General features: G+C 70.1%; 27 protein-coding genes and 1 pseudogene. 14 read left to right on the forward strand and 14 right to left on the reverse strand.

All coding sequences use genetic code 11. The annotated features are described in order from the left end of the window. Positions 1-10: 10 nt before the first annotated feature. Entirely contained in the window at positions 11-487 is a 477-nt protein-coding gene (locus tag ACFYO2_RS27425) for a hypothetical protein (protein WP_388354301.1), read from the reverse strand. Between the two features lie 76 nt (positions 488-563). Next, entirely contained in the window at positions 564-1,478 is a 915-nt protein-coding gene (locus tag ACFYO2_RS27430) for a helix-turn-helix transcriptional regulator (RefSeq protein WP_388354302.1), read from the reverse strand. A 112-nt stretch (positions 1,479-1,590) separates the two neighbouring features. Here ACFYO2_RS27430 and ACFYO2_RS27435 point away from each other — a divergent pair, with 112 nt between their 5' ends. Then, a complete protein-coding gene (locus ACFYO2_RS27435; RefSeq protein ID WP_388354305.1) occupies positions 1,591-3,021 on the forward strand; it encodes an MFS transporter in 1,431 nt (476 codons plus the stop codon). A 113-nt stretch (positions 3,022-3,134) separates the two neighbouring features. Further along, on the forward strand, positions 3,135-3,341 hold the full coding sequence (locus tag ACFYO2_RS27440; RefSeq protein ID WP_388354307.1) for a hypothetical protein: 207 nt from the start codon (positions 3,135-3,137) through the stop codon (positions 3,339-3,341). Positions 3,342-3,393: 52 nt separating this feature from the next. Here ACFYO2_RS27440 and ACFYO2_RS27445 read toward each other — a convergent pair whose 3' ends face one another. The 4 genes from ACFYO2_RS27445 to ACFYO2_RS27460 form a co-directional block, all read right to left on the reverse strand. Then, positions 3,394-3,798 carry a VOC family protein gene (locus ACFYO2_RS27445; RefSeq protein ID WP_388354309.1) on the reverse strand — a complete coding sequence of 135 codons (405 nt, stop codon included), beginning with the start codon at positions 3,796-3,798 and terminating at the stop codon, positions 3,394-3,396. A gap of 67 nt (positions 3,799-3,865) precedes the next feature. Beyond that, entirely contained in the window at positions 3,866-4,456 is a 591-nt protein-coding gene (locus ACFYO2_RS27450; RefSeq protein ID WP_388354312.1) for a TetR family transcriptional regulator, read from the reverse strand. Positions 4,457-4,481: 25 nt separating this feature from the next. Beyond that, the gene (locus ACFYO2_RS27455; protein ID WP_388354315.1) at positions 4,482-5,486 is read right to left on the reverse strand and encodes an aldo/keto reductase; all 1,005 of its coding nucleotides are present in this window, start codon (positions 5,484-5,486) and stop codon (positions 4,482-4,484) included. 154 nt (positions 5,487-5,640) lie between these two features. After that, the gene (locus ACFYO2_RS27460; RefSeq protein WP_388354318.1) at positions 5,641-7,023 is read right to left on the reverse strand and encodes a glycine--tRNA ligase; all 1,383 of its coding nucleotides are present in this window, start codon (positions 7,021-7,023) and stop codon (positions 5,641-5,643) included. Between the two features lie 174 nt (positions 7,024-7,197). Between ACFYO2_RS27460 and ACFYO2_RS27465 the strand changes: the two genes are divergently transcribed. From ACFYO2_RS27465 to ACFYO2_RS27480, 4 genes are read left to right on the forward strand one after another with little or no spacing between them, the layout of a single operon-like run. After that, positions 7,198-8,166: a zinc ABC transporter substrate-binding protein gene (locus ACFYO2_RS27465; RefSeq protein WP_388354320.1), complete on the forward strand. Its 969-nt coding sequence runs from the start codon at positions 7,198-7,200 to the stop codon at positions 8,164-8,166. A gap of 17 nt (positions 8,167-8,183) precedes the next feature. Continuing rightward, positions 8,184-8,951 carry a metal ABC transporter ATP-binding protein gene (locus tag ACFYO2_RS27470; protein ID WP_388354323.1) on the forward strand — a complete coding sequence of 256 codons (768 nt, stop codon included), beginning with the start codon at positions 8,184-8,186 and terminating at the stop codon, positions 8,949-8,951. Next, complete coding sequence (locus tag ACFYO2_RS27475; RefSeq protein ID WP_388354326.1) at positions 8,951-9,853, forward strand: metal ABC transporter permease; 903 nt, start codon at positions 8,951-8,953, stop codon at positions 9,851-9,853. Before ACFYO2_RS27470 ends, ACFYO2_RS27475 begins: the two co-directional genes overlap by 1 nt. 60 nt (positions 9,854-9,913) lie before the next feature. Next, positions 9,914-10,330, forward strand: coding sequence for a Fur family transcriptional regulator (locus ACFYO2_RS27480; RefSeq protein WP_388354329.1), 417 nt, complete (start codon positions 9,914-9,916; stop codon positions 10,328-10,330). Positions 10,331-10,543: 213 nt separating this feature from the next. Here ACFYO2_RS27480 and ACFYO2_RS27485 read toward each other — a convergent pair whose 3' ends face one another. Genes ACFYO2_RS27485 through ACFYO2_RS27495 form a run of 3 tightly spaced genes read right to left on the reverse strand, consistent with a single transcriptional unit; the run spans position 10,544 to position 12,456 of the window. Continuing rightward, positions 10,544-11,377 carry an isoprenyl transferase gene (locus tag ACFYO2_RS27485; protein WP_388354332.1) on the reverse strand — a complete coding sequence of 278 codons (834 nt, stop codon included), beginning with the start codon at positions 11,375-11,377 and terminating at the stop codon, positions 10,544-10,546. A gap of 55 nt (positions 11,378-11,432) precedes the next feature. After that, on the reverse strand, positions 11,433-12,182 hold the full coding sequence (recO, locus tag ACFYO2_RS27490; protein ID WP_388354335.1) for a DNA repair protein RecO: 750 nt from the start codon (positions 12,180-12,182) through the stop codon (positions 11,433-11,435). 58 nt (positions 12,183-12,240) lie between these two features. Next, positions 12,241-12,456 carry a hypothetical protein gene (locus tag ACFYO2_RS27495; RefSeq protein ID WP_266439749.1) on the reverse strand — a complete coding sequence of 72 codons (216 nt, stop codon included), beginning with the start codon at positions 12,454-12,456 and terminating at the stop codon, positions 12,241-12,243. Positions 12,457-12,783: 327 nt separating this feature from the next. On the opposite strand from ACFYO2_RS27495, the gene ACFYO2_RS27500 reads away from it, so the two are divergent. The 3 genes from ACFYO2_RS27500 (at position 12,784) to ACFYO2_RS27510 (ending at position 15,385) form a co-directional block, all read left to right on the forward strand. Next, a complete protein-coding gene (locus ACFYO2_RS27500) occupies positions 12,784-13,614 on the forward strand; it encodes a helix-turn-helix domain-containing protein (protein WP_388354340.1) in 831 nt (276 codons plus the stop codon). Then, positions 13,596-13,823: a DUF397 domain-containing protein gene (locus ACFYO2_RS27505; RefSeq protein WP_388354343.1), complete on the forward strand. Its 228-nt coding sequence runs from the start codon at positions 13,596-13,598 to the stop codon at positions 13,821-13,823. The genes ACFYO2_RS27500 and ACFYO2_RS27505 overlap by 19 nt, the downstream gene beginning before the upstream one ends. An 83-nt stretch (positions 13,824-13,906) precedes the next feature. Further along, a complete protein-coding gene (locus ACFYO2_RS27510; RefSeq protein ID WP_388354346.1) occupies positions 13,907-15,385 on the forward strand; it encodes an alpha/beta hydrolase in 1,479 nt (492 codons plus the stop codon). A 133-nt stretch (positions 15,386-15,518) separates the two neighbouring features. Here ACFYO2_RS27510 and ACFYO2_RS27515 read toward each other — a convergent pair whose 3' ends face one another. Both ACFYO2_RS27515 and ACFYO2_RS27520 read right to left on the reverse strand, forming a co-directional pair. Continuing rightward, positions 15,519-15,779 (reverse strand): hypothetical protein, encoded by a 261-nt coding sequence (locus tag ACFYO2_RS27515; RefSeq protein WP_388354349.1) that lies wholly within the window; start codon positions 15,777-15,779, stop codon positions 15,519-15,521. A gap of 39 nt (positions 15,780-15,818) precedes the next feature. Then, positions 15,819-16,259: a protein phosphatase gene (locus tag ACFYO2_RS27520; RefSeq protein WP_388354786.1), complete on the reverse strand. Its 441-nt coding sequence runs from the start codon at positions 16,257-16,259 to the stop codon at positions 15,819-15,821. A gap of 90 nt (positions 16,260-16,349) precedes the next feature. Here ACFYO2_RS27520 and ACFYO2_RS27525 point away from each other — a divergent pair, with 90 nt between their 5' ends. Next, the gene (locus tag ACFYO2_RS27525) at positions 16,350-16,901 is read left to right on the forward strand and encodes a SigE family RNA polymerase sigma factor (RefSeq protein ID WP_388354352.1); all 552 of its coding nucleotides are present in this window, start codon (positions 16,350-16,352) and stop codon (positions 16,899-16,901) included. Then, the gene (locus ACFYO2_RS27530; protein ID WP_388354355.1) at positions 16,898-17,848 is read left to right on the forward strand and encodes a hypothetical protein; all 951 of its coding nucleotides are present in this window, start codon (positions 16,898-16,900) and stop codon (positions 17,846-17,848) included. The genes ACFYO2_RS27525 and ACFYO2_RS27530 overlap by 4 nt, the downstream gene beginning before the upstream one ends. Positions 17,849-18,066: 218 nt before the next feature. Here ACFYO2_RS27530 and ACFYO2_RS27535 read toward each other — a convergent pair. The 3 genes and pseudogenes from ACFYO2_RS27535 to leuA all read right to left on the reverse strand — a co-directional run. Beyond that, a pseudogene (locus tag ACFYO2_RS27535) lies at positions 18,067-18,320 on the reverse strand (MMPL family transporter); the annotation flags it as partial. 95 nt (positions 18,321-18,415) lie between these two features. Continuing rightward, entirely contained in the window at positions 18,416-19,111 is a 696-nt protein-coding gene (locus tag ACFYO2_RS27540; protein WP_388354357.1) for a TerB family tellurite resistance protein, read from the reverse strand. 189 nt (positions 19,112-19,300) lie between these two features. Continuing rightward, positions 19,301-21,022 (reverse strand): 2-isopropylmalate synthase, encoded by a 1,722-nt coding sequence (gene leuA / locus ACFYO2_RS27545; protein ID WP_388354360.1) that lies wholly within the window; start codon positions 21,020-21,022, stop codon positions 19,301-19,303. A gap of 337 nt (positions 21,023-21,359) precedes the next feature. On the opposite strand from leuA, the gene ACFYO2_RS27550 reads away from it, so the two are divergent. Genes ACFYO2_RS27550 through ACFYO2_RS27560 form a run of 3 tightly spaced genes read left to right on the forward strand, consistent with a single transcriptional unit; the run spans position 21,360 to position 24,090 of the window. Next, positions 21,360-22,430 carry a M4 family metallopeptidase gene (locus ACFYO2_RS27550; protein ID WP_388354362.1) on the forward strand — a complete coding sequence of 357 codons (1,071 nt, stop codon included), beginning with the start codon at positions 21,360-21,362 and terminating at the stop codon, positions 22,428-22,430. 21 nt (positions 22,431-22,451) lie between these two features. Next, the gene (locus ACFYO2_RS27555) at positions 22,452-22,718 is read left to right on the forward strand and encodes a protealysin inhibitor emfourin (RefSeq protein WP_388354365.1); all 267 of its coding nucleotides are present in this window, start codon (positions 22,452-22,454) and stop codon (positions 22,716-22,718) included. Between the two features lie 46 nt (positions 22,719-22,764). After that, a complete protein-coding gene (locus tag ACFYO2_RS27560; RefSeq protein ID WP_388354368.1) occupies positions 22,765-24,090 on the forward strand; it encodes a GH1 family beta-glucosidase in 1,326 nt (441 codons plus the stop codon). Positions 24,091-24,120 lie beyond the last annotated feature (30 nt).

Raw genomic sequence — 24,120 nt, forward strand, 5'->3', positions numbered from 1 at the left:
CCATGCGCCCTCAGCTGTTCGTTCGAGTACGTCGGGCCGTCGTCGAGCCACCCGGCCCGCCGCCCGCGGGCGGCGCCTTGTGGTGCGTGGGCAACCTGTCGGAGGGCGTGGCGGGGGACGCCGTACCCTCCGCGCCCGCGGACGGCCTGCCTGCGGACGACGCCAGCACCTGCGGTGTGGGGTGCGTGTCACCGGCGACATCGGCGGCCTCCGCCTGCTCCTGCGTCTCCTGCCGCCGCGGCTGTGTCAGCCACGCCACCGCCGCTCCGGTGATCGCGACGGGCCACTCGACGATTCCCGCGACCCCGAGCACGCCGGCGCCCGTGTACACGGCGATCCGGCGTCCGCGCGGCGACACCGCTCCGATCCTGTCGAGTGTGCCCTCGGCCGCCCGGCCCACCGTTCCGGCGCCGGGCACCTTGCTCAGTACCGAGGCGGCCGCCCGCAGCGGTTGCGGGAGATTCTGTGTCGACTTCTGCTCGGCCATGACTCTCCTCGGGTGGTGCCTCACCTGTCGGTCCCCGAGTTCCCGCAGTTCGGAGAGTCATCCCGAACTGCGGGAGCTACCTCGTCCGCGAGAGGGCGATCTCGTGCAGCCGCTCCATCCGTACCCGCGACTCCTCGTCCGCCGGTGTGTACGTCACCATGCGCGGGCCGTTCACCGGGCCGAGCCACAGGTCGGTGTGGTCGACGACGACCCGGCCCACGTACCGGTTCAGGAACTCCTTGCGCTTGCCGCGGTGGGCGACCACCTCGTGGCGGTCCCACATCTCGCAGAAGTCCGGGGACTCGGCGCGCAGCCGCTTCAGGAGCATCTTCCAGCCGGGCTCGGCGAGATGGGTGGCCATGGTGGCGCGGAAGCGGGCGGCCATCATGCGCTGGGCATCCTTCAGGTGCACGATGGACGACTGCCAGTCGGGGTTCGTGTAGGAGAGGATCATGCAGTTGCGGTCCTCGGGCGGCACCGCGTCCAGGTCGCAGAGCAGCAGGCTGTAGGTGCGGTTGTAGCCGAGGATGTCGTACCGGCTGTTCTGCACGGCGGCCGCCGCCGGTTCCAGCTGCTCCAGGATCGCCCGCACGGCCGGGGTGAGCGACGGGCAGTCGGTGGCCGGCGTCGGGTCCACGGCTCCGGCGAGCCGGAACAGGTGGGCGCGCTCGGTCGGGTCGAGCAGCAGGGTGCGGGCGAGGGCGTCGAGGACCTGGACGGAGACCTGGATGTCCCGGGCCTGCTCGAGCCAGGTGTACCAGGTGACGCCGACCGCGGAGAGCTGGGCGACCTCCTCACGGCGCAGGCCCGGCGTGCGGCGCCGACGGCCGCGGGGCAGGCCGACCCGTTCGGGGGCGATGTGCTCGCGGCGGTGGCGCAGGAAGGCGGCGAGTTCGTGACGCCGGATCTCCGCGGCGACCGTTCCCGAGGGCGTTCGCCATGGCGTTGCCGACGCCGTCCCCGATGCCGTCTCCTGGGTCATGGTCGTCATGCCTCCAGCCTGCCGCCGCCCGCACCCCACCCACACCCTGTTTCCAGGTGCTGCTTGTACCAGGATAAGGAGACTCTGGTACCCGTCTCGGCGCGGCCGCAGGCTCTTGTCCGTGACCGAAACCACGACCACCCCGCGCTTTGCCCGCCCCTCCTCCACCCCATCGGAGCTCGGCGGGCTCGGCCTGTTCACGGTACTGCTGGCCGCGGCACTGCCTCTCATCGACTTCTTCATCGTCAACGTCGCCCTGCCGACCATCGGCACGGACCTCTCCGCGAGCGAGTCGGTGCTGGAGCTCGTCATCTCCGGCTACGGGCTGGCGTACGCCGTCCTGCTCGTCCTCGGCGGCCGGCTCGGCGACCTCTTCGGCCGGCGCCGCCTCTTCCTGGGCGGCATGGCCGCATTCGGCCTGACCTCGCTGGCGTGCGGGCTCGCGCCCACCGCCTGGACCCTGGTCGCGGCCCGGGTCGCGCAGGGCGCGGCATCCGCGGCCATGCTGCCGCAGGTGCTCGCCACGATCCAGGCGGCCACCTCGGGCCCGCGCCGGGCGAAGGCGATGGGCCTGTACGGTGCGACGGCCGGCCTGTCGATGGTGGCGGGCCAGATCCTGGGCGGCGTACTCGTCTCCGCCGACATCGCGGGAACCGGCTGGCGTTCGGTGTTCCTGGTGAACGTGCCCGTCGTCCTCGTCGGCCTCCTCCTGGCCGCCCGCGCGATCCCGGAGACCCGTGCGCAGCGCCCGGAGCCGGTGGACGGCCCCGGCACGCTCCTGCTGGCCGCCTCGTTGATCGCCCTGCTGGCCCCGCTCACCGAGGGCCGGGCGGCGGGCTGGCCGCTGTGGACGTGGCTGTCGCTGGCGGCGTTCCCGTTCGTGGCGGCGGCGTTCTACGCGGTGGAGCGCAGGGCGGACCGCCTGGGACGTACGCCGCTGGTGCCGCCGAGCCTGTTCCGGCTGGTGTCGCTGCGGCGCGGGCTGGTGATGATCCTGCCGTTCTCCATCGGGTTCAGCGGCTTCATGTTCGTGATCGCGGTGGCGTTGCAGCAGGGCGCGGGCCTGGGCCCCGTCCAGGCGGGACTCGCCCTCGCCCCGCTGGCGGTGACGTTCTTCTTCACCTCGCTCGCCGGTCCCCGGCTCATCGCCCGGTACGGCACCCGTGTGGTGACGGCCGGTTCCCTGCTCCAGGCCCTGGGCGTGGGCCTGATCGCCCTGACCGCGTGGCGTTCCTGGCCCGACCTCGGTGTCGTCGCCCTGCTTCCCGGCGGCGCGATCGCCGGCGTGGGCCAGGCCCTCCAACTCCCCGTGATCTACCGGATCGTCCTCTCCGAGGTGCCGGCCGCCCGGGCCGGCGTGGGCAGCGGCGTGATGACCACCACTCAGCAGTCGGCGCTGGCGTTGGGCGTGGCCACCCTCGGCACCCTCTTCCTGTCCCTGACTCCGGGCCTGGGCATGCGGAACGCCCTGGTCACGACACTCCTGGTCCAGCTGGCGGCCATCGCGCTGACCGGTCTGCTGAGCCTGCGCCTGCCGAGGACGATCGCCTGAGCCCCAGAACACGGGTTGGCCAACTCGATGTGAAGATCCCCTGTTGATGTTGGTCTTGTTGCACACTCCTTGCTGCGTCAACAGACTCGCAGGGCGCGGCCTCTGGAGGCAGCATGCTGGAGATCAACACGAGCAAGGTGAGCCGCTGGGACCAGCACGGGCGCGAGCACGTCGTCCGGGTACAGCGGGCAGGAGTGCAGCGCACGATCAGATGCGACACGTGCGGCTGGCGCAAGGGAGCGCAGTTCCTGCCCTGGCTGAAAGCGGAGGAGCACCTGGCGGAAGCGCATCAGGCGACGGTGGACCCAACCGCCGCGTAAACCAGGGCGCAGGTCGGGGCACAGGCCTGGCGCAGGCCGAGGCGCAGAACTTTTAGTCGCCGAGTTCGGTGAACAGCGTCAGTTGGAGCGCGCCCGGTGCCTCCAGTCGGGAGTTCAGCGAGTTCCACGGTGTGCGGGTCGGCTCGGCGACCACCTCCGCTCCCGCCGCGGCCAGCTTCTCGGTGGTGGCGACGGAGTCGTCGACCTGGAAGGCCACCCGGATGTGGCCGGCCACGCGCCGACCGACCTCGACCTCGTCGATGAAGGCGGCGTGGTTCGGGTCGGTCAGCTCCAGGGTGGCCCGGCCGGCGTCGAGGATGGTGACCCGCCCGTCCTCGGACGCGAACGCGCCGCGTTCGGGCAGCCCCAGGACGTCACGGTAGAAGTGCAGCGCCGCGTCGTAGTCGGCCGCCGTGACCACCAGACGGAGTTCGCGGACAGCGGGTGCGTCGGACATGTCGGCTCCTCGAGATCGCGGGTACTGACCCGACAACCCGGCGATCGGCCGGGCGATTCCCACCGCCCTACGCCCCCAGCCCCCGCAGCAGCAAGCCCACCACCGCCTCGAACTCGCCCTCCACGCCCGGCAGTTCCCACTCCCGGTGGTAGCACGGGTCGTGGAAGCGGCCCGTCGCCTGGAAGAGGGCGCGGGCCGTGGTGGCCGCGTCGGCGACCGTGAAGGTGCCCGCGTCCACGCCCGCCTCGACGATCCGGGTCAGCTGGGCGGTGAGGTCGGTGATGTGCTCGGCGACCGCCCCGCCGTTCTCGTCGGTCAGCACCATGTACGTGGCGAACAGCTCGGGGTCGTCTCCCGCCTTGCGGCGCTTGGCCTCGAAGAGGGCCGCGAGCCAGTCGCTCAGGCGCTGTCGGGGGTCGCGGGACGTGTCGGCGGCGATACCGGCCAGGGACTCCGACGTACGGTCCAGCCACCGCTTCGTGACCGCCTCCCGCAGCGCGGCCTTCGTCCGGAAGTGCCGGTAGACGCTGCCGTGGCTGACGCCGAGCGCGCGGGCCACGTCCACCACGGTCGCCTTGGCCGGGCCGTGGCGGCGCAGCACCTCCTCGGTGGCTTCGAGGATGCGCTCGGTGGTCAGGATCTCGCTGGTCGGTGGCATGTGCAGACCGTACCCGGCGGCCGGGTCAGGCCTCGAGGTGCGCCATCTGGGCCGCCGGGTAGCGCTCGCCCGCGGCGGCTCCGGCCGGTACGGCATCCTCGATCGCGGCGAGGTCGGCGGCCTCCAGCGTGACGTCCAGCGCGCCGAGCGACTCCGCGAGCCGCCCCCGGGTCCGCGCGCCGACCAGCGGCACGATGTCGTCGCCGCGGGACAGGACCCAGGCGATGGCGATCTGCGCGACGGAGACGCCCTTCTGCTCGGCGATCTTCCGCAGCGCCTCGACCAGGTTCAGGTTGTGCTGGAGGTTCTCGCCCTGGAAGCGCGGGGACATCGCCCGGAAGTCGTTGGCCGCGAGCTGCCGGTCGCCGGTGAAGTGGCCGGAGATCAGACCGCGGGAGAGGACGCCGTACGCCGTGACGCCGATGCCCAGTTCGCGCGTGGTCGGCAGGATCTCGTCCTCGATGCCGCGGGAGATCAGCGAGTATTCGATCTGGAGGTCGCTGACGGGGGCGGCGGCGGCGGCCCGGCGGATGGTGTCGGCGCCGACCTCACTCAGGCCCACGTGCCGGACGTACCCCTTCTCGACCAGTTCGGCGATCGCGCCGACCGTCTCCTCGATCGGTACGGATGGGTCGAGCCGGGCGATCCGGTAGACGTCGATGTGGTCGACGCCCAGGCGCTGGAGCGAGTACGCGGCGAAGTTCTTCACGGCGGCCGGGCGGCCGTCGTAGCCGGACCAGCCGCCGTCCGGGTCGCGCAGCGCGCCGAACTTCACGCTGACCAGGGCCTGTTCGCGGCGGGCGGCGGGCGCGGTGCGCAGGGCCTCGCCGATCAGCAGTTCGTTGTGGCCCATGCCGTAGAAGTCGCCGGTATCGAGCAGGGTCACGCCCGCCTCCAGGGCGGCGTGGATGGTGGCGATGGACTCGGCCCGGTCGGCGTCGCCGTACAGCGCGGACATGCCCATGCAGCCGAGGCCGAGGGCGGAGAGCTGGGGGCCGGTGCTTCCGAGAGTGCGCGTTTGCATCGTCATGCCAACCACCATGGCATGACAGCTGACAGATTTCAATATCTGTCAGCTGTCACTCACGGACGCGCCCGAAACGGATCCACCGGAGGAACAGAAAACGCCGGACAGGCTGATCACCTCAGCCCGTCCGGCGTCCGTAGGACCCGGTCGGCAGACCTCAGCAGCCGATCAGTCGGCTCGCCAGGTACCCCTCGATCTGGTCCAGCGAAACCCGCTCCTGCTTCATCGAGTCACGCTCGCGCACCGTCACCGCGTTGTCGTCCAGGGTGTCGAAGTCGACGGTCACGCAGAACGGCGTACCGATCTCGTCCTGGCGGCGGTAGCGGCGGCCGATGGCGCCGGCGTCGTCGAACTCGATGTTCCAGTACTGGCGCAGCGCCTGGGCGAGGCCCTTGGCCTTCGGGGACAGCTCGGGGTTGCGGGACAGCGGCAGCACCGCGACCTTCACCGGGGACAGCCGCGGGTCGAGGCGCAGCACCGTGCGCTTCTCCAGCTTGCCCTTGGCGTTCGGGGCCTCGTCCTCGACGTAGGCGTCGAGGAGGAACGCCAGCATCGCGCGCCCGACACCGGCCGCCGGCTCGATGACGTACGGCGTCCAGCGCTCGCCGGCGTCCTGGTCGTAGTAGGAGAGGTCCTGGCCGGAGGCCTTGGAGTGCGCGCCGAGGTCGTAGTCGGTGCGGTTGGCGACACCCTCCAGCTCGCCCCACTCGTTGCCGCCGAACTGGAAGCGGTACTCGATGTCAGCGGTGCGCTTGGAGTAGTGGGAGAGCTTCTCCTTCGGGTGGTCGTACCACCGCATGTTCTCCTCGCGCAGGCCCAGGCCGGTGTACCAGTTCCAGCGCTGCTCCATCCAGTACTCCTGCCACTTCTCGTCCTCGCCCGGCTTGACGAAGAACTCCATCTCCATCTGCTCGAACTCGCGGGTGCGGAAGATGAAGTTGCCGGGCGTGATCTCGTTGCGGAAGGACTTGCCCATCTGCGCGATGCCGAACGGGGGCTTCTTGCGCGAAGCGATCTGCACCTGGGCGAAGTTGGTGAAGATGCCCTGCGCGGTCTCGGGACGCAGGTAGGCGATGGAGCCGCTGTCCTGGGTCGGGCCGAGGTGGGTGGAGAGCAGACCCGAGAACTGCTTGGGCTCGGTGAACTGGCCCTTGTTGCCGCAGTTGGGGCAGTTCACATCCGCCAGGCCGTTCTCCGGCGGGCGGTTGTGCTTGGCCTCGTACGCCTCTTCAAGGTGGTCGGCACGGAACCGCTTGTGACAGGAGGTGCACTCGGTGAGCGGGTCCGTGAAGGTGGCGACGTGGCCGGAGGCGACCCAGACCTCGGGGGCCAGGATCACGGACGAGTCGATACCGACCACGTCCTCGCGCGACGTCACCATGTAGCGCCACCACTGGCGCTTGAGGTTCTCCTTGAGCTCGACACCCAGCGGCCCGTAGTCCCAGGCGGCGCGCTGTCCGCCGTAGATCTCACTGCAGGGGAATACGAAGCCACGGCGCTTGCTCAGGCTGACGATGGTGTCGATCTTGTCGGCGGCCACGGTGCTCTCTTCATTACGACGACGGGCGACGAAGCGAGATGCTTCAGAGCATTGCTTCAGAGCGAATGCTTCAGGTTACCGGCGAGGGCTCCCCTCCAATCAAATCGGTCCCTGCGCAGGGCCTCCCACGTGCTTTGTTGACAACGGTTTCCATATTTGTTGAAAATGAGTGTCATGAACGTACGACGACACCACATATCCGGCATCGCGGTCGCCGCGGCCACCGCCCTCGGCCTCGGCACCCTCTCCGCCTGCTCGAGCGACAGCGCGGCGGCGGGCAACACGGACAAGTTCGACGTCGTCGCCTCGTTCTACCCGATGGCCTTCCTCGCCGAGCAGATCGGCGGGGACCATGTGAACGTCACCAGTCTCACCGAGCCCGGCCAGGAGCCGCACGATCTGGAGATCAGCGCCAAGCAGACCGCGCAGCTCCAGGAGTCCGACGCGGTGCTCTACCTCAAGAACCTCCAGCCCGCCGTCGACAAGGCGGTCGCGCAGGCCGGCGTCAAGAACAAGATCGACGCGACCACGCTGACCAAGCTCGAGGACCACGGCTCCGTGGAGCACGAGCACGAGGGCGAGGAGGCCGCCGCCAAGGAGCCCTCCGAAGAGGAGGAGCACGCCCTCGACCCGCACATCTGGCTCGACCCGGTGAAGTACGCCGAGGTCGCCGAGGGCGTCGCCGAGTCCTTCGAGAAGTCCGACCCGGACAACGCGGCGGACTACAAGAAGAACGCCGCCGCGCTGACCAAGAAGCTCGACGACCTGAACACCGCGTTCGCGACCGGCCTGAAGACCACCGACAGCAAGGTCTTCTTCACCAACCACGCCGCCTTCGGCTACCTCGCCGAGCGCTACGGCCTGACCCAGGAGGCCATCTCCGGCCTCGACCCGGAGAGCGAGCCCAGCCCGGCCCGGATCAAGGAACTCCAGACGGAGGCCAAGGCCGACGGCGTCACCACCGTCTTCTACGAGACACTGGTGTCCGACAAGACCGCGAAGACCCTCGCCCAGGACGCGGGCCTCAAGACGGACGTCCTCGACCCGCTCGAGGGCATCACCGACAAGTCCAAGGGCGACGACTACTTCCAGGTCATGCAGTCCAACCTGACCGCGCTGAAGACCGCTCTCGGCGCCAAGTGATCCCTACGGAGGACCTCGTGAGCGAGCCCGTCATATCCCTGCGCGGCGTCCGCGCCGAGTTGGGCTCGCGGCCCGTCCTACGCGGAATCGACCTCACCGTCTCGCGCGGTGAGGTCGTCGCGCTGCTCGGCGCCAACGGCTCCGGCAAGTCGACCGCGATCCGGACGATCATCGGACAGGTGCCGGTCAGCGGCGGCGAGATCAAGCTGTTCGGCACCCCGCGCCGCCGCTTCCGCGACTGGGCGCGCGTCGGCTACGTCCCGCAGCGCACCACGGCCGCGGGCGGCGTCCCCGCCACGGTCACCGAGATCGTCTCCTCCGGCCGCCTCTCCCGCGCCCGCTTCGGCATGCTCCGCAAGGCCGACCACGAGGCCGTACGCCGCGCCCTGGACCTGGTCGGCATGGCCGACCGCGCGAGGGACTCCGTCAACGCCCTCTCCGGCGGCCAGCACCAGCGCGTGCTGATCGCCCGCGCCCTCGCCGCCGATCCCGAACTCCTGATCATGGACGAGCCGATGGCGGGCGTGGACCTGGCGAGCCAGGAGGTGCTGGCTTCGACGCTGCGCGAGCAGGTCTCCCAGGGCGTCTCCGTCCTCCTGGTCCTGCACGAACTCGGCCCCCTGGAGCCCCTGATCAACCGGGCGGTCGTCCTGCGCGACGGCTGCGTGACGCACGACGGCCCGCCCCCGCAGGCCCTCGGCCAGCACGCGCTGCCCGGTCACGACCACGTACACCCGCACGCGGCTCACGACGCCGAACCGATCCGGACGGGACTGCTGAGCTGATGGACCTCCTGAACTACGCCTTCATGCAGCGGGCGCTCCTCGCCGCGGTACTCGTCGGCATCACGGCCCCGGCTGTCGGGATCTACCTCGTCCAGCGCCGCCAGGCCCTCATGGGCGACGGCATCGGCCACGTGGCGATGACCGGCGTCGGCCTCGGCTTCCTGCTGTCCTGGTCCCCTGTGTGGATGGCCACGCTGGTGTCCGTGCTCGGCGCGATCGCCATGGAACTGATCCGCTGGTACGGCAAGACCCGCGGAGACATCGCCCTCGCGATGCTCTTCTACGGCGGTATGGCCGGCGGCGTGATGTTCATCAACCTCGCGCCGACGGGCTCGAACGCGAACCTGACGTCGTATCTCTTCGGCTCGCTCTCGACCGTCAGCGAGTCGGACGTCACGGCGATCTGCCTCCTGGCCGCCTTCGTGGTCCTGGTCACCCTCGGCCTGCGCCGCCAGCTGTTCGCGGTGAGCCAGGACGAGGAGTTCGCGCGGGTCACGGGCCTGCCGGTGCGGGCCCTGAACCTGCTGACGGCGATCACGGCGGCGGTCACGGTGACCGTCGCGATGCGCGTCGTCGGCCTGCTGCTGGTGTCGGCGCTGATGGTGGTGCCGGTGGCGGCGGCGCAGCAGCTCAGCCGCAGCTTCGCGGCCACCTTCGCGATCGCCGTGGCCATCGGGGTCTCGGTGACCATCGGCGGCACCGTGACGTCGTACTACCAGGACGTGCCGCCCGGCGCGACGATCGTGCTGCTGACCATCGGTGCGTTCATCGTCATGACCGCGCTGGCGGCCCCGCTGGCCCGGCGGCGCGCACGGGCACTGGCGGCCGCACAGCCCGCCGGGGACCCGTCGGAGTGTGTGATTCCGGCCGGCAGGGATTCCGACGGAAAGGTCGGCGTCTGACCGCTGACAGGCCGGACTGGCACAATGGCCCGGCAGGTGCAGACGTTAAGGAGGCAACCGGTGACGACCGCAGGACCGTCCGTGAAGGGCCGCGCAACCCGGCAGCGGGCCGCCGTGGCAGCGGCCCTCGACGAGGTCGACGAGTTCCGCAGCGCGCAGGATCTGCATGACATGCTCAAGCACAAGGGCGACTCCGTCGGGCTGACCACGGTCTACCGCACGCTCCAGTCCCTCGCCGACGCCGGCGAGGTCGACGTCCTGCGCACCTCCGACGGCGAGTCCGTCTACCGCCGCTGCTCCACCGGCGACCACCACCACCACCTCGTCTGCCGCGTCTGCGGCAAGGCCGTCGAGGTCGAGGGCCCGGCAGTCGAGAAGTGGGCGGAGGCCATCGCCTCCGAACACGGCTTCGTGAACGTGGCCCACACGGTAGAGATCTTCGGCACGTGCGAGGACTGCGCGGCGAAGAAGGCGTAGCGGATGCCTGGCGGCCGAGCGGCTTGGCTGCGGGCGGTCTCAGCCGCGTAGCTTGCGGGCGATCTCAGCCGCGTAGCTGCGGGCAGTCATGCCGCTGGGGCGATGGGGGTCCCCCCGCTCGAGCGAAGTCGAGAGTGGGGGAGGCACCCCGCAGCGCCGGGTTGCGCACCCACCCCCGGCCGCCTCCGACACCGGGCGCGCGCCAATCCCCGCCTACTCCTGCTCACCCTCCATGGCCAGCAGCTCCTCATTCGGAATGGCCCCACCGAAGCGCCGATCCCGCGAGGCGAACTCCACACACGCCCGCCACAGATCACGCCGGTCGAAGTCCGGCCACAGCACATTCTGGAAGACCATCTCGGCGTAAGCGCTCTGCCACAGCAGATAGTTGGACGTGCGCTGCTCCCCACTCGGCCGCAGGAACAGATCCACATCCGGCATGTCCGGGTAGTACAGGTACTTCTGGATGGTCTTCTCGGAGACCTTGGACGGGTCCAGCCGCCCCGCCTTCACATCCTCCGCCATCGCCTGCATCGCGTCCGCGAGCTCGGCCCGCCCGCCGTAGTTCATGCAGAAGTACAGCGTCAGCTTGTCGTTGCCCTTGGTCTGCTCCTGGGCGACCTGGAGCTCCTTGGCGACGGACTTCCACAGCCGGGGCATACGCCCCACCCAGCGCACCCGCACCCCCAGCTCGTCGAGCTGGTCGCGGGTCTTGCGGATGAAGTCACGGTTGAAGTTCATGAGGAAGCGCACCTCGTCCGGCGACCGCTTCCAGTTCTCGGTGGAGAAGGCGTACAGCGAGATGTTCTTCACGCCCATCTCGATCGAGCCCTGCAGCACGTCCAGCACCCGCTCGGCACCGACCTTGTGGCCCTCCGTGCGCGGCAGGCCACGCTCCTTGGCCCAGCGGCCGTTCCCGTCCATGACGATCGCGACATGGGTGGGCACCAGCTCACCGGGGAGCTTCGGCGGGCGGGCCCCGGACGGGTGCGGCTCCGGCGTCTTGTACTCGCGGCGCTGGCGCCCCAGGATCCCGCGTACAGCCATGTGCTTCTCGTCTCCTCTGTGGTGCTGGTGCTCTGTGCTGCCTACGTGCTGCTGCCTACGACTTTTCCACGTACCTGAGCGAACGCAGTCCGCGCTCCAGATGCCAGTGCAGGTACGCGGACACCAGCCCGCTCCCCTCCCGGACATGCCGCGGCTCGCTCGCGTCCGCGGTCTCCCAGTCTCCCGTAAGCAGCGCCCCGAGGAGTTCCAGGGTCTGCGGCGACGGTACGACACTCCCCGGGACCCGGCAGTCGACGCAGACCGAGCCCCCTGCCGCCACCGAGAAGAACCGGTTCGGCCCGGGCATCCCGCACTTCGCGCAGTCGGTGAAGGTGGGCGCGTAGCCGTTCACGGCGAGCGAGCGCAGCAGGAACGCGTCGAGGATCAGATGCGGCGCGTGCTCACCCCTGGCCAGCGTCCGCAGCGCGCCGACGAGCAGCAGATACTGCTGCACCGCCGGCTCGCCCTCGTGGTCGGTGAACCGCTCGGCGGTCTCCAGCATGGCCGTCCCGGCGGTGTAGCGCGCGTAGTCCGCGACGATCCCGCCCCCGTACGGTGCGATGGTCTCGCTCTGCGTACACAGCGGCAGCCCGCGCCCGACCAGCTCGCTCCCGCGCGCGAAGAACTGCACGTCGACGTGGGAGAAGGGCTCCAGCCGGGCCCCGAACTTGGACTTGGTCCTGCGCACCCCACGGGCCACGGCCCGTACCCGCCCGTGACCGCGCGTGAGCAGCGTGATGATCCGGTCCGCCTCACCCAGCTTCTGGGTGCGCAGCACGATGCCGTCGTCGCGGAACAGGCTCATGGCCCCATTCTCGCCTACGCCGGCCGTCCCCCGTCGTCCCCGTGCTTCAAGGCATGCGTCAAGGCACCTCGCCGCGGCTGCGTGCGTTGGCGTACGCCGTCATCGCGCTCAGCCGTTCGGCCGGGGTGGCATGCCGTACGGCCCCCGGCTCGGCGTCCCACTCCCGTCCCCCTCCGTACGGTCTCAGTTGCACGTACGGCCCCTCGTGCCCCATCACGATCCCCATCCGCCCACTCCGGGTGTCCACGACATACGCCCCCACCGGCGGCTTCACCGCAGCACCTCCGCGAGTCGCCGCGCGGTCTCGACGGAACACCGCCCCAATTCGATGAGCGGACAGGGCACCTCCCGCGCGAGACTCACGGGATCGAGCCCGATTGACGGCAGCGTAATTCCTGCCGTAAGAAGCGCCGCCCGCAATTCTTTCACCGTTTCCTCCGCCTCTTCGACGCTCAGCGTCGAGCGCCGTGACTGCACAGACCTCACCGTGCTCCCCTTCCTTTTCGAGTTTCACTCTTCTCGTCTCCAGAGTGCCCTGCCGGGCCTACACTCGGCAGGAGTCTGTGCACTACAAGTGCGGGTCAGCGGGAGAGGGTTGGCTGTGGCCAATGGTTCACGGCAGGCGGTCTGGGAGTTCTTCGGAACGGAGCTGAAGCGGAGAAGGGAGGATGCGGGTATCACGCAGGTGGAGTTGGGGTTACGGGTTTTCGTATCCGGTGGGTACATCGGCCAGTTCGAACAGGCGATTCGTAAACCGCAATTGGATGTCGCCCAGCGGATTGACGAAGCACTACAAACTGACGGTATTTTCGAGCGACTGTGCAGGAAGCTGATCGATGATCCCCGGTATGCGGATTACTTCGCGAAGGCGGCCGAGCTGGAGGCGCTGGCGACGAAGATCTGCGAGTTCGCGCCGGCGCTGGTGCCGGGCCTGTTGCAGACGGCGGAGTACGCACGAGCGATCACCCTCGCGATGAACCCCTTCGCGCCGGACGAGTACATCGAGGAGAAAGTGTCCGGCCGCATGGAGCGGTCCAGGATCCTCAAGGACGCCACACGGCCCGTGTATTGGATGATCCTGCACGAGAACGTGCTGCGGATCCCGGTGGGCGGGGCGGCGGTGATGGCCGAGCAGCTGGAGTACGTGGCGGTGCTGGCGCGCAAGCGGGCGGTGCTGGTGCAGGTGCTGCCGTACGCGGCTGGGGCGTATGCCGTGAGCGGGATGATCACACTCATGGACTTTGAGGACGCGCCCCCAACGGCCTATACAGAAGCCGTGTATTCGGGGAACCTCCTTGACGATCCGGCCGTGGTGATGCGAGCGCAGTCGGCATACGATCAGCTCAGGGCCGCCGCGCTGTCGCCGGAGGCGTCCCTGGCCCTGGTCGAATCGGCGGCGGAGGACCACAGACGATGCGCGAGTACGACCTGAGCAACGCAAGCTGGCGCAAGAGCACGTACAGCGACGGCAACGGAGGCAGCTGCGTCGAGGTCGCCGACGGATTCCCCGGCGTCGTACCGGTCCGTGACAGCAAAGTACCCGGCGGAGCGGTGCTGTTGATCGGGTCGGGTGCCTGGACGGAGTTCGTCGGCACCGTCGGGGCCGCCCGCTTCTCCGTCGGCGCCCCGGCCTGCCCCTAAGGGTGGAGCGGGGGCAATCCCCCCTACGGACAAGGCGGTTGGCCGGATAGGGCGGACGGCATAGATCCGCGAGGCTCGTCGACATGACGCAGATCAAGAGAAACGCAGCTTTGGTCGCCACCTCCGTCGTCCTCCTCGGTCTCACCGCCCCGCTCACCACGTCCGCGTCCACCGCCACCACCTCGCTCCGGTGGGCGAAGTGCACGGGCACCGGCCTGGACCCCCGTCAGGAGTGCGCCACCGTCGAAGTGCCGATGGACTACACCCATCCGGGCGGCCGGACGATCGACGTCGCCATCTCCCGGATCCCGGCCGAGGATCCCGCCGCCCGTCGCGGGGCGCTGATGCTGATCCCGGGCGGGCCCGGCGGATCCAGCCTGGGCGATCCCTCGGGCAAGGGACAGAAGCTCCCGCAGGACGTACGCGACACCCACGACCTGATCGGCTTCGCCCCGCGCGGGCTCGCCCCCTCCACCTCCGTCGACTGCGGACTCGACCATGCCGACCTCGCCCTCTCCAAGCTGCGGCCGTGGCCCGCCCCGGACGGTTCCGTCGCCGAGAACATGCTCACCGCACAGCGCATGGCGGACGCCTGTGCCCGCAACGGCGGCGAGTTGATGCGGCACATCGACACGATCGCCGAGGCCCGCGACCTCGACCGCATCCGGGCGGCGCTGGGCGAGCGGAAGCTGTCCGCGTGGGGAGTGTCGTACGGGACGTACGTGGGCTCCGTCTACAGCCAGTTGTTCCCGCACCGCACCGACCGGATCGTCCTCGACAGCAACGACGACCCCGATCCGACCCGCGTCGCCCGCGCCTGGCTGGCCGGGCACGAGCAGGGCGTCGAGGACACCTTCCCCGAGTTCGCGAAGTGGGCGGCTGCGCCGGACAACCCGGACCGGCTGGCCGGGACGGCGGCGGAGGTGCGGCCGCTGTTCCTGAAGCTGGCCGCGCGCCTCGACCGGGAGCCCATCCCGTGGCCTGGCGCCAACCCCGAGGAGCTGAACGGGAACGTGCTGCGCCAAACCCTGCTGGACACGCTCTACTCGCCCAGCCGCTTCCCCGCCCTGGCGAAGCTGATCCTTGCCGCGCAGTCCGGCACCGTACCGCCCGCGCCCGCGGCCCCGCCGGAGCAGGTTCTGCAGAACGTCGCCGCGGTCGGCGCCGCGACCCTGTGCAACGACGTCGCGTGGCCCGCGTCGGCCGCCGAGTACCAGAAGGGCGTCGACGAGAGCCGGGCAAAGTATCCGCTGACCGCGGGTATGCCGCGCAACGCGATGGTGTGCGCCGCCTGGCCCACGCCGCCGAAGCAGGCGCCGGTACGGATCACCGACCGCGGGCCGTCCAACATCCTGCTCGTGCAGAACGAACGGGATGTCGCCACCCCGCTCGCCGGTGCCCTCAAGCTCCGCCGCGCCCTCGGCGACCGTGCCGTCATGGTCACCCTGAACTCCACCGGCCACGACGCCTACCTCGCCCACGGCAACGCCTGCGGGGACGAGACGGTGTCCCGCTTCCTGGCCACGGGTGAGCGGCCCGACGCGGACGTCCACTGCGGCTGACGTCTACCGCGGCTGACGGGACGACCGGCACGCCCCGGCATAGCGTCGGGCCAGCGCGTGGAACGCCTCCTTCGGCTCCCAGTGCCAGCCCGAACCCGGGTCGCCCGGCCGGTCCTTGGTGATGCCTCGACCTTCAGGCCGGGGAGGAATCCGGTTTCCCGCGTAGCAGGGCAGGAGAAGCCGGATCGCCGCCGGGCGATCCAGCTTCTCCTGCCCTGCTGGTGGTGAGGGCGACCTCGATGAGGTGGAGGATCTCGGAGTTGAGGGACCGGCGGTCCGCGGCCGCGCGGGCGGTCACCCGTACTTCCGGGACACGATGAACACCCTCGACCCGGCGGGTCTCCCGGCCCGTCTGAAGGAGGCCGGCGTCACGGACGTGTCCGTCGACACTCACCCGCAGAGCGGCGGCCTACGCTTCCGCGCCCGCCGCCCCTCAACCCGCCGCCGCCCCGAACCGCCGTACGTACCGCCGCTGCCACGGCGTCTCCACCGCGCGGCGGTCGTAGTGGCGGCGGACGTACCCGACGGCCTCTCCGGCCGGCACGCCGTCCAGCACCGCAAGACACGCCAGCGCCGTGCCCGTACGGCCGCGACCGCCGCCGCAGGCCAGCTCCACCCGCTCACCGGCTGCCCGCTCCCAGGCCTCGGTGAGGACCGCGCGGGCGACCGCGTGGTCGGCGGGCAGCCGGAAGTCGGGCCAGCGCAGCCAGCGGGACTCCCACTCCACCGCGGGCGGCTGCCGGCCGAGCAGATAGATGCCGTACGACGGGCTCGGCGCCCCCGGTGCGACGGGGTGCCGCAGGCCCCGGCCGCGCACCAGCCGTCCGGAAGGCAGCCGCAGCACCCCGGTGTCCCGCTCGTCCCACCGCTCCATACTCGCCACGAGCCCATTCGAACCCGGCTCCGGATCCCGGGCAACCGAATCCGGCAGAACGGTGGTCTGGAGGGCGAGGGAGGGTGCTTGATGCAGGCCGAACAAGAGGCCCAGTTCCAGGAATTCGTCCAAGCGCGTTGGTCCCGGCTCGTCCGGACCGCGTATCTACTCACCGGCGACGTGCACCACGCCGAGGACCTGACACAGACCGCGCTGGCGAAGGCGTACCGCTCCTGGCGGCGCGTCTCGCGCAGCGACAGCCCGGAGGCGTACGTCCGTCGGATGCTGGTCACCTGCAACAGCGACCGGTTCCGCAAGCGGCGCGTCGCGGAGTCGCTGACCGCGGCGCCACCGGAGGTGGCGGGGCGCGACGAGTCCGTGTCACGGGTCGACGAGCGCGGTGTCCTGCTCGGCGCGCTGGCCGCGCTCCCGCCCAAGCAGCGGGCGGTGATCGTCATGCGGTACTGGGAGGACCTGCCGGAGGCGGAGGTCGCCGAGATGCTCGGCTGCTCCCCCGGCACGGTCAAGAGCCAGGCGTCCAAGGGGCTGGCGAAGTTGCGTACTTATCCGGGGCTCGCGCAGGTCATGGACGAGGCCGCGCGCGGTCGCACGTCATCCGCGGGGCAGGGAGGAACCAGGTGAGCGAGGAACAGGGGCAGGGGCAGCGGCAGGGACAGGAGGCCGAGGGAGGCTTCGAGGAGCAGTTGCGTGAACTGCTCGCCGAGGACGCCTACACGATCCGGCCGTCGGAAGCGCCGTACCCGGCGATCCGGCGTCGGGGCGTGGTGGAGCGGCGGCGCCGGGTCGCGGTGGCCGGGGCGGTTCTGGCGACGCTGGCGGCGGTACCGGTGGGGGCGTATGCGCTGGGAGGGTCGGACGGGGGGTCGGTCACGGCGTCGCCGCGGTCGTCGGTGAGCGCGTCGCGGGCGGCTACGCCCACGCCGACGCCGTCGCCCACGCCGTCCGGGCCCGCCTGGCCGGCCACGGCGGGGCAGTTGCTCGACGGGATCACGTTCGCGCAGGCGGCGGACGGGCTGGAGAAGTGCCTCGCCTACAACCGGGATCGGGAGAAGAACGGCGGGCTCGACCTGGACCTGGGTACGGCCGACAGCTACCGGATCATCCTGGCGATGAACAGCACCGGCGACACCAACGCGCCCGGTGACGGCATCTACATCACCGCCGTGAAGGAGAAGCCGCAGGAGACCCGGTTGATCTGCAACGTCAAGGACGGCGAGGCGTCGGGGCTCAACACCAGCGGTGGCAGCGACCGGTTGCCGGATTCACCACCCGTGCTGGCCGACATGAACGGCGGCAAGCTGTACCAGCAGTCGTTCCTCGACAAGGGCAACTGGAAGTTGCCATTCCGGTGGGGGTTCATCGGGACGGTGGTGCCTTCGGTGGCGAAGGTGACCGTGTCTTATGGCGGCGACACGAGCGAGGCGGTCCTCGATCACGGCTGGTTCGTCGCGTCCGGCGTCCTGAACGAGCAGGTGACCCTTGCTCCCCACATCAAGGGCTACGACGACGGCGGCAAGCTCGTGTACGACTCCGACGAGGACAAGTCCTACGAGAAGACCCTCCCGTAACGGGCCTGTCCCGGGGGCGCCGCACAGGGGTCGGCGCCCCCGGGGCCGCCCGTCGGAGGTTCCAAGCCCCACCGCCCCCCCGTCCCCAGGGGCTCATCCTCCGCCCTGAGGGCGTCTCTCCGGGAGGGGAGGGACGCCCCGGACGGTGTGCGAGCGGCTCACACCGGCTCCGGATGGCGTGCCGGCCGCTCCGGTTCGGGGGTACGCGACAGCTTCCCGGGCCACCACACCTTCCGGCCGAGCAGCACGCCGGCCGTGGTCACCGGATAGGTGCGGACGAGGAACGTGTCGAGGAGAACGCCGACCGCGATGACGAAGCCGAGCTCGACCCGCTGCTGCTGTTCAGGTCGGCGGCGAGCAGGCACAGCAGCCCGGCCGCGACGCTCCCCGAGGAGGCGAGGATCGCCGCTCCACAGCCGCGCAGGGCGGTGCGCATGGCGTCGTACGGCCGCTCGTGGCGTCGTAGCTCCTCACTCCCGGCGGCAGGGGGCGATTCGTCGGGCGGGAGGGCGAGTTGCGGCGTACTGCCGGGGGTGACGGGCGGGCGGGATTACTCCCCGGGGAGTATCAGGACGGCGTCCTCGCCGACACCAGCAGCCGGGTCACGTCGTCCGCGCAGATGGTGAGGGCGGCGCCCACGGTGGACAGGACATCGCGCTCGGCGGGCGTGTAGGGGCCGTCGGCGAGGGCGATCCGGGCGCCCTGCAGCAGGATCGATTCGCGGCCCGCGGGGGCGAGGTGCGGGGCCAGTGGGTCCAGCGCCTCGTGCAGCTCTATGGCCAGACCGGTTCCGCCGTCGCGGCCGTAGACCCGCCCGGTGTCCGCGGCCAGCGCTTCGACCAGGGCGGCCAGCTGTTCCTCCGTACAGTCGTCGAAGCCCGCGGCGCGGACCGTGGCCGCGGCGGCCTCCAGAGACGTGCGGGAGCAGGTGCCGCCTGCCGAGAGGACCGCGAGGGCGACGGTGTGGACGGCGTCCCTGAGCATCGCGGAGAAGCGGGTGGTCGTCGGATGGTCGAGGACGTCGGTGCCGAAGTGGCGGCGGCAGGCCGCGCACTCCACGACGGGTCCGGTCTCGCCGCGGGGCAGCACGGGCACCCCGAGGAGGGTGAAGCGACGACGGCCGGTCAGCCGCTGGAAGTTGCGGTCGCCCCCGCAGCCGGGGCAGAAGAACTCCCCGTCCCCGGCGGGCGTCCACGCGGTACGGGTGCCCAGGAGGCGCACAGGTCTGGCGGCATGGCCGTTTCGTCCCCGTCCTGGCAGCACGTCAGCACCTCCGTAACGCCACGGCAACATCGCCGCGCTTGCGTGATGTTAGCCACATCCGCGACTCGGCGTCATTACCCGTGACGAGACCTTCCCGTGACCTGCACATGGATTGGCCGGTAAACGCCGGGACATGACGGAGCCCCGCCCGCCGGACAAAACGGCGAACGGGGCCCCAAATGGGGCTGGTCAGCGAGTCGCTCGGTTGACGGCCGAGACGACCGCCTTCAGCGACGCGCGCGTCGTGTTCGCATCGATGCCGATGCCCCACAGAACCTTGTCGTCGATCGCGCACTCGATGTAGGAGGCGGCCTGCGCGGACGCGCCCTCGCTCATCGTGTGCTCCTGGTAGTCGAGCAGCCGGGCGTCGATGCCGATGCCCTGCAGCGCGTGGAAGAACGCGGAGATCGGACCGTTGCCGGTGCCCACCAGGGTGGTCTCGACGCCGTCCACCTCGGCCTCGACGGTCAGCGTGTCGACGCCGTCCTTGTCCGTGGTCGACTGGCCGTTCTTGACCTGAATACGGCCCCACGGGTTCTCGGGGTTGGGCAGGTACTCGTCCTGGAAGGTTGCCCAGATGGCGCCGCCGGTGACCTCGCCGCCCTCGGCGTCCGTCTTGGCCTGGATGATCTTCGAGAACTCGATCTGCATCCGGCGCGGCAGGTCCAGCTTGTGGTCGTTCTTCAGGACGTACGCGATGCCGCCCTTGCCGGACTGCGAGTTGACCCGGATGACCGCCTCGTAGGAGCGGCCGACGTCCTTCGGGTCGATCGGCAGGTACGGCACCGCCCACTCGATGTCGTCGACGGTGACGCCCTTGGCGGCCGCGTCGGCCTCCATGGCGTCGAAGCCCTTCTTGATGGCGTCCTGGTGGGAGCCGGAGAAGGACGTGTAGACCAGGTCGCCCACGTACGGGTGGCGCGGGTGGACCTCCATCTGGTTGCAGTACTCCCACGTACGACGGATCTCGTCGATGTCGGAGAAGTCGATCTGCGGGTCGACGCCCTGGGAGAACAGGTTCATGCCCAGGGTGACCAGGTCGACGTTGCCGGTGCGCTCGCCCTGCCCGAACAGGCAGCCCTCGACGCGGTCGGCGCCGGCCATCAGCGCCAGCTCGGCGGCGGCGACGGCCGTACCGCGGTCGTTGTGCGGGTGGACGGAGACGCAGACGAACTCGCGGCGGGAGAGGTTGCGGCTCATCCACTCGAAGCGGTCCGCGTGGGTCGAGGGCGTCGAACGCTCCACGGTCGCGGGCAGGTTGAGGATGATCTCGCGGCCCGGGCCGGGCTGGTAGACGTCCATCACCGCCTCGCAGACCTCCAGCGCGAAGTCCAGCTCGGTGTCCGTGAAGATCTCCGGCGAGTACTGGTAGCCGAACTCCGTCTCCGGGCCCAGCAGCTTCTCCGCGTACTCCATCACCAGCCGCGTGCCGTCCACGGCGATCTGCTTGATCTGGTCCTTGGAGCCGCGGAAGACCACCCGGCGGAAGACCGGCGCGGTCGCGTTGTACAGGTGCACGGTGGCGCGCTTGGCGCCCTTCAGCGACTCCACGGTCCGCTCGATCAGGTCCTCGCGGGCCTGGGTCAGTACGGAGATGGTGACGTCGTCGGGGATCGCGCCCGGCTCCTCGACGATGGAGCGCACGAAGTCGAAGTCGGTCTGGCCGGAGGCCGGGAAGCCGACCTCGATCTCCTTGTAGCCCATCTTGACCAGCTGGTCGAACATCCGGCGCTTGCGCTCGGGGGACATCGGGTCGATCAGGGCCTGGTTGCCGTCGCGCAGGTCGGTGGAGAGCCAGCGGGGAGCGGCGGTGATCCGGTTGTTCGGCCAGGTGCGGTCCGGGATGTCGACCTGCTCGTACTGGCCGTACTTGTGGATCGGCATGGAACTGGACTGCTGGCGGTTCGCCATGATGCGGGGGCTCCTCGAATGTCCGCGGTGTCCGCGGGGGCCGGAAGGACGGCCGACGACGCAACGCCAGAGCACCGCGGGGAGGGGGTCGGCCTCGGTTACAGGCCCTCGCCGCGGCAGCTAAGGAGAAGCAGCCCGAATCGCATGATGGTCCGCAGCCTAGCCGAGCCACGCCGGTTCCGTGGGCCTGTATCAGTATGCGGGACCCGAGGGATCAATGGGACAAAAAGTGCGCCATACCACTTCGCTACGCAGAGTGAGGCTCCTTATCCCTACATTTCACCAATCATGGTTGCGGGTAGTGACACCGGCATAACTCAGTGCAAAGGTTCCGGGCATGACGACCAACGGGGGCTTCGAGCCCGTCTTCTGCACCGTCGTTCCGCCACACGTCCTGGACAAGCTGGCCCGCAACGACGACCCCGCACTCTCCGGTCCCGCCCGGCGCACCCTGATGCGCGACAGCGAGCTGCGCGGCAGGCGCCGCGTGACCACCGAGTTCCGCCTGGCGGCGGCGCCGGCGTCGAAGGCACCGTCGGACCAGCCGCTGCGCACCATCTACGACGCCGAGCACAAGACCGACCTGCCCGGCACCAAGGTGCGTACGGAGGGCTCGGAGCCCGGCCAGGACGCCACGGCCAACCGCGCCTACTCCGGCCTCGGCGCCACCTTCGACCTCTTCCTCAAGGCCTACGGCCGCCACTCGATCGACGGCGACGGCCTGCCGCTGGACGCGACCGTCCACTACGACGAGAACTACGGCAACGCCTTCTGGAACGGCGAGCAGATGGTGTTCGGCGACGGCGACGGCGAGATCTTCCTCGACTTCACCATCCCGATCGACGTCATCGGCCACGAACTGACCCACGGAGTCACGCAGTACACGGCGAACCTCACGTACTTCGGCCAGCCGGGCGCCCTCAACGAGTCGATGTCCGACGTCTTCGGCTCGCTCATCAAGCAGTACACGCTCGGCCAGACCGCCGCCGAGGCCGACTGGCTGATCGGCGCGGGCCTGCTCGCCCCGAGCGTCACCGGCAAGGCGCTGCGCTCCATGAAGGAGCCGGGCACCGCCTACGACGACGACGTCCTCGGCAAGGACCCACAGCCCGCGACCATGGACGACTACGTCCGCACCGGCCGCGACAACGGCGGCGTCCACATCAACTCCGGCATCCCCAACCACGCCTTCTACCTGGCCGCCACCGCCCTCGGCGGCCACGCCTGGGAGAAGGCGGGCCAGATCTGGTACGACGTCCTGACCGGCGGCGAGCTGACCGAGCGGGCGTTCTTCGGCGACTTCGCCAAGCTGAGCGTCAAGGCCGCGCGCGAGCGCTTCGGCGACGGCGGCGAGGAACTCCAGGCCGTGGAGAAGGCCTGGGAGCAAGTCGGGGTGCGCATTCTCTGACTCCGTACTAGACAGGGACCCATGCGTATTCAGGTAAGGCGCACGGGCGGGTTCGCGGGCATCGAGCGGTACGCCGAGGTGGACACCTCGGCCCGGGCCGATGCCCACGAATGGCACGCCCTGGCCGAGAAGGCACTCGCCGCCGGGCGGGACACGCCGCCCATCGGGGTCCCGGACGGCTTCAGCTACCAGATCACGGTGGACGGGAAGACGGTGTACGCGTCCGATCCCCGGCTGACGGAGGAGCAGCGGAAGCTGATCTCGAAGGTGCTCAAGGAGGGCGCGTAATGCGTTCTTCACGTCTGCCCGTTGACTTCCGTACCCGCCAGTACGGATGATCCGGCGCATGGCGACGAACCCGATACCTGAGTTCCCGGCGTTCCCCGGCGGCTTCCTGTGGGGCGTCTCGACCTCGGCCCACCAGATCGAGGGTGCGGCGGGCGAGCGCGAGCCGTCCGTCTGGGACGTCTTCTCGGCCGAGCCGGGGCGGGTGAAGGACGGCTCGACGGCCGCGGTGGCCTGCGACCACTACCACCGCTACCGCGAGGACGTGGCCCTCCTGGCCGGCCTGGGCGTGGACGCGTACCGTTTCTCGATCTCCTGGCCGCGGGTACGTGCCGAGGGTGGTCTGGACTTCTACGACCGTCTGGTCGACGAGCTGTGCGCGGCGGGCGTACGACCGGTTCCGACCCTCTTCCACTGGGATCTCCCCGTGTCCCTCGACTGGCTGGAGCGGGACACGGCGTCGCGCTTCGCGGAGTACGTGTCGGTCGTCGCCGACCGTCTCGGCGACCGCGTGAAGAAGTGGGTCACGATCAACGAGCCCGCCGAACACACCCTGTTCGGGCATGCGTTGGGTGCGCACGCCCCCGGCAAGCAGCTGATGTTCGACGCGCTCCCCGCGGCCCACCACCAGCTCCTGGCCCACGGTCTCGCCGTACGGGCCCTGCGCGCGTCCGGCGCCACGGACATCGGCATCGCCAACTCCCACGGCCCGACCTGGCCGGCGTCGCAGGAGCAGGCGGACGTGGAGGCGGCCGCTTTCTACGACCTGCTCCTCAACCGCCTGTTCGCGGACCCGGTCCTGCTCGGCGAATACCCGGAAGGCCTGGGCGAGTTGATGCCGGGCGACGTGGCGGCCGACCTGAAGGTCATCGGGGAGCCGCTGGACTGGTACGGCATCAACTACTACGCGCCGACCCGGGTGGGCGCCCCGCAGGGCGAGGACATCGAGTTCGGCGGCCTGACGATCCCGGCGGAACTCCCCTTCTCGGTAAGGGAGATCGAGGGCGTCCCGGTGACGGACTTCGGCTGGCCCGTGGTCCCCGAGGCCCTGACCGACCTCCTCACCACCTTCCGCACCCGCTACGCCGACCGCCTCCCCCCGATCGTCATCACGGAGAACGGCTGCTCCTACGACGGCATCGACGACCAGGCCCGGATCACCTACCTGGACGCCCACATCCGCGCCCTGCACCGAGCGGCGGAAGCGGGGGTGGACGTCCGCGGCTACTTCGTCTGGTCCCTCCTCGACAACTTCGAGTGGGCGGAGGGGTACGCACGGCGGTTCGGGCTGGTGCACGTGGACTACGAGACGCTGACCCGGACGCCGAAGGCGTCGTACGCGTGGTTCCGAGACATGCTGAGGGCACAGAGCTGAGGGCACAGAGCTGAGGCCCCTGGGGGCTCC

The sequence above is a fragment of the Streptomyces sp. NPDC006602 genome (assembly GCF_042870385.1).
GTDB lineage: Bacteria > Actinomycetota > Actinomycetes > Streptomycetales > Streptomycetaceae > Streptomyces.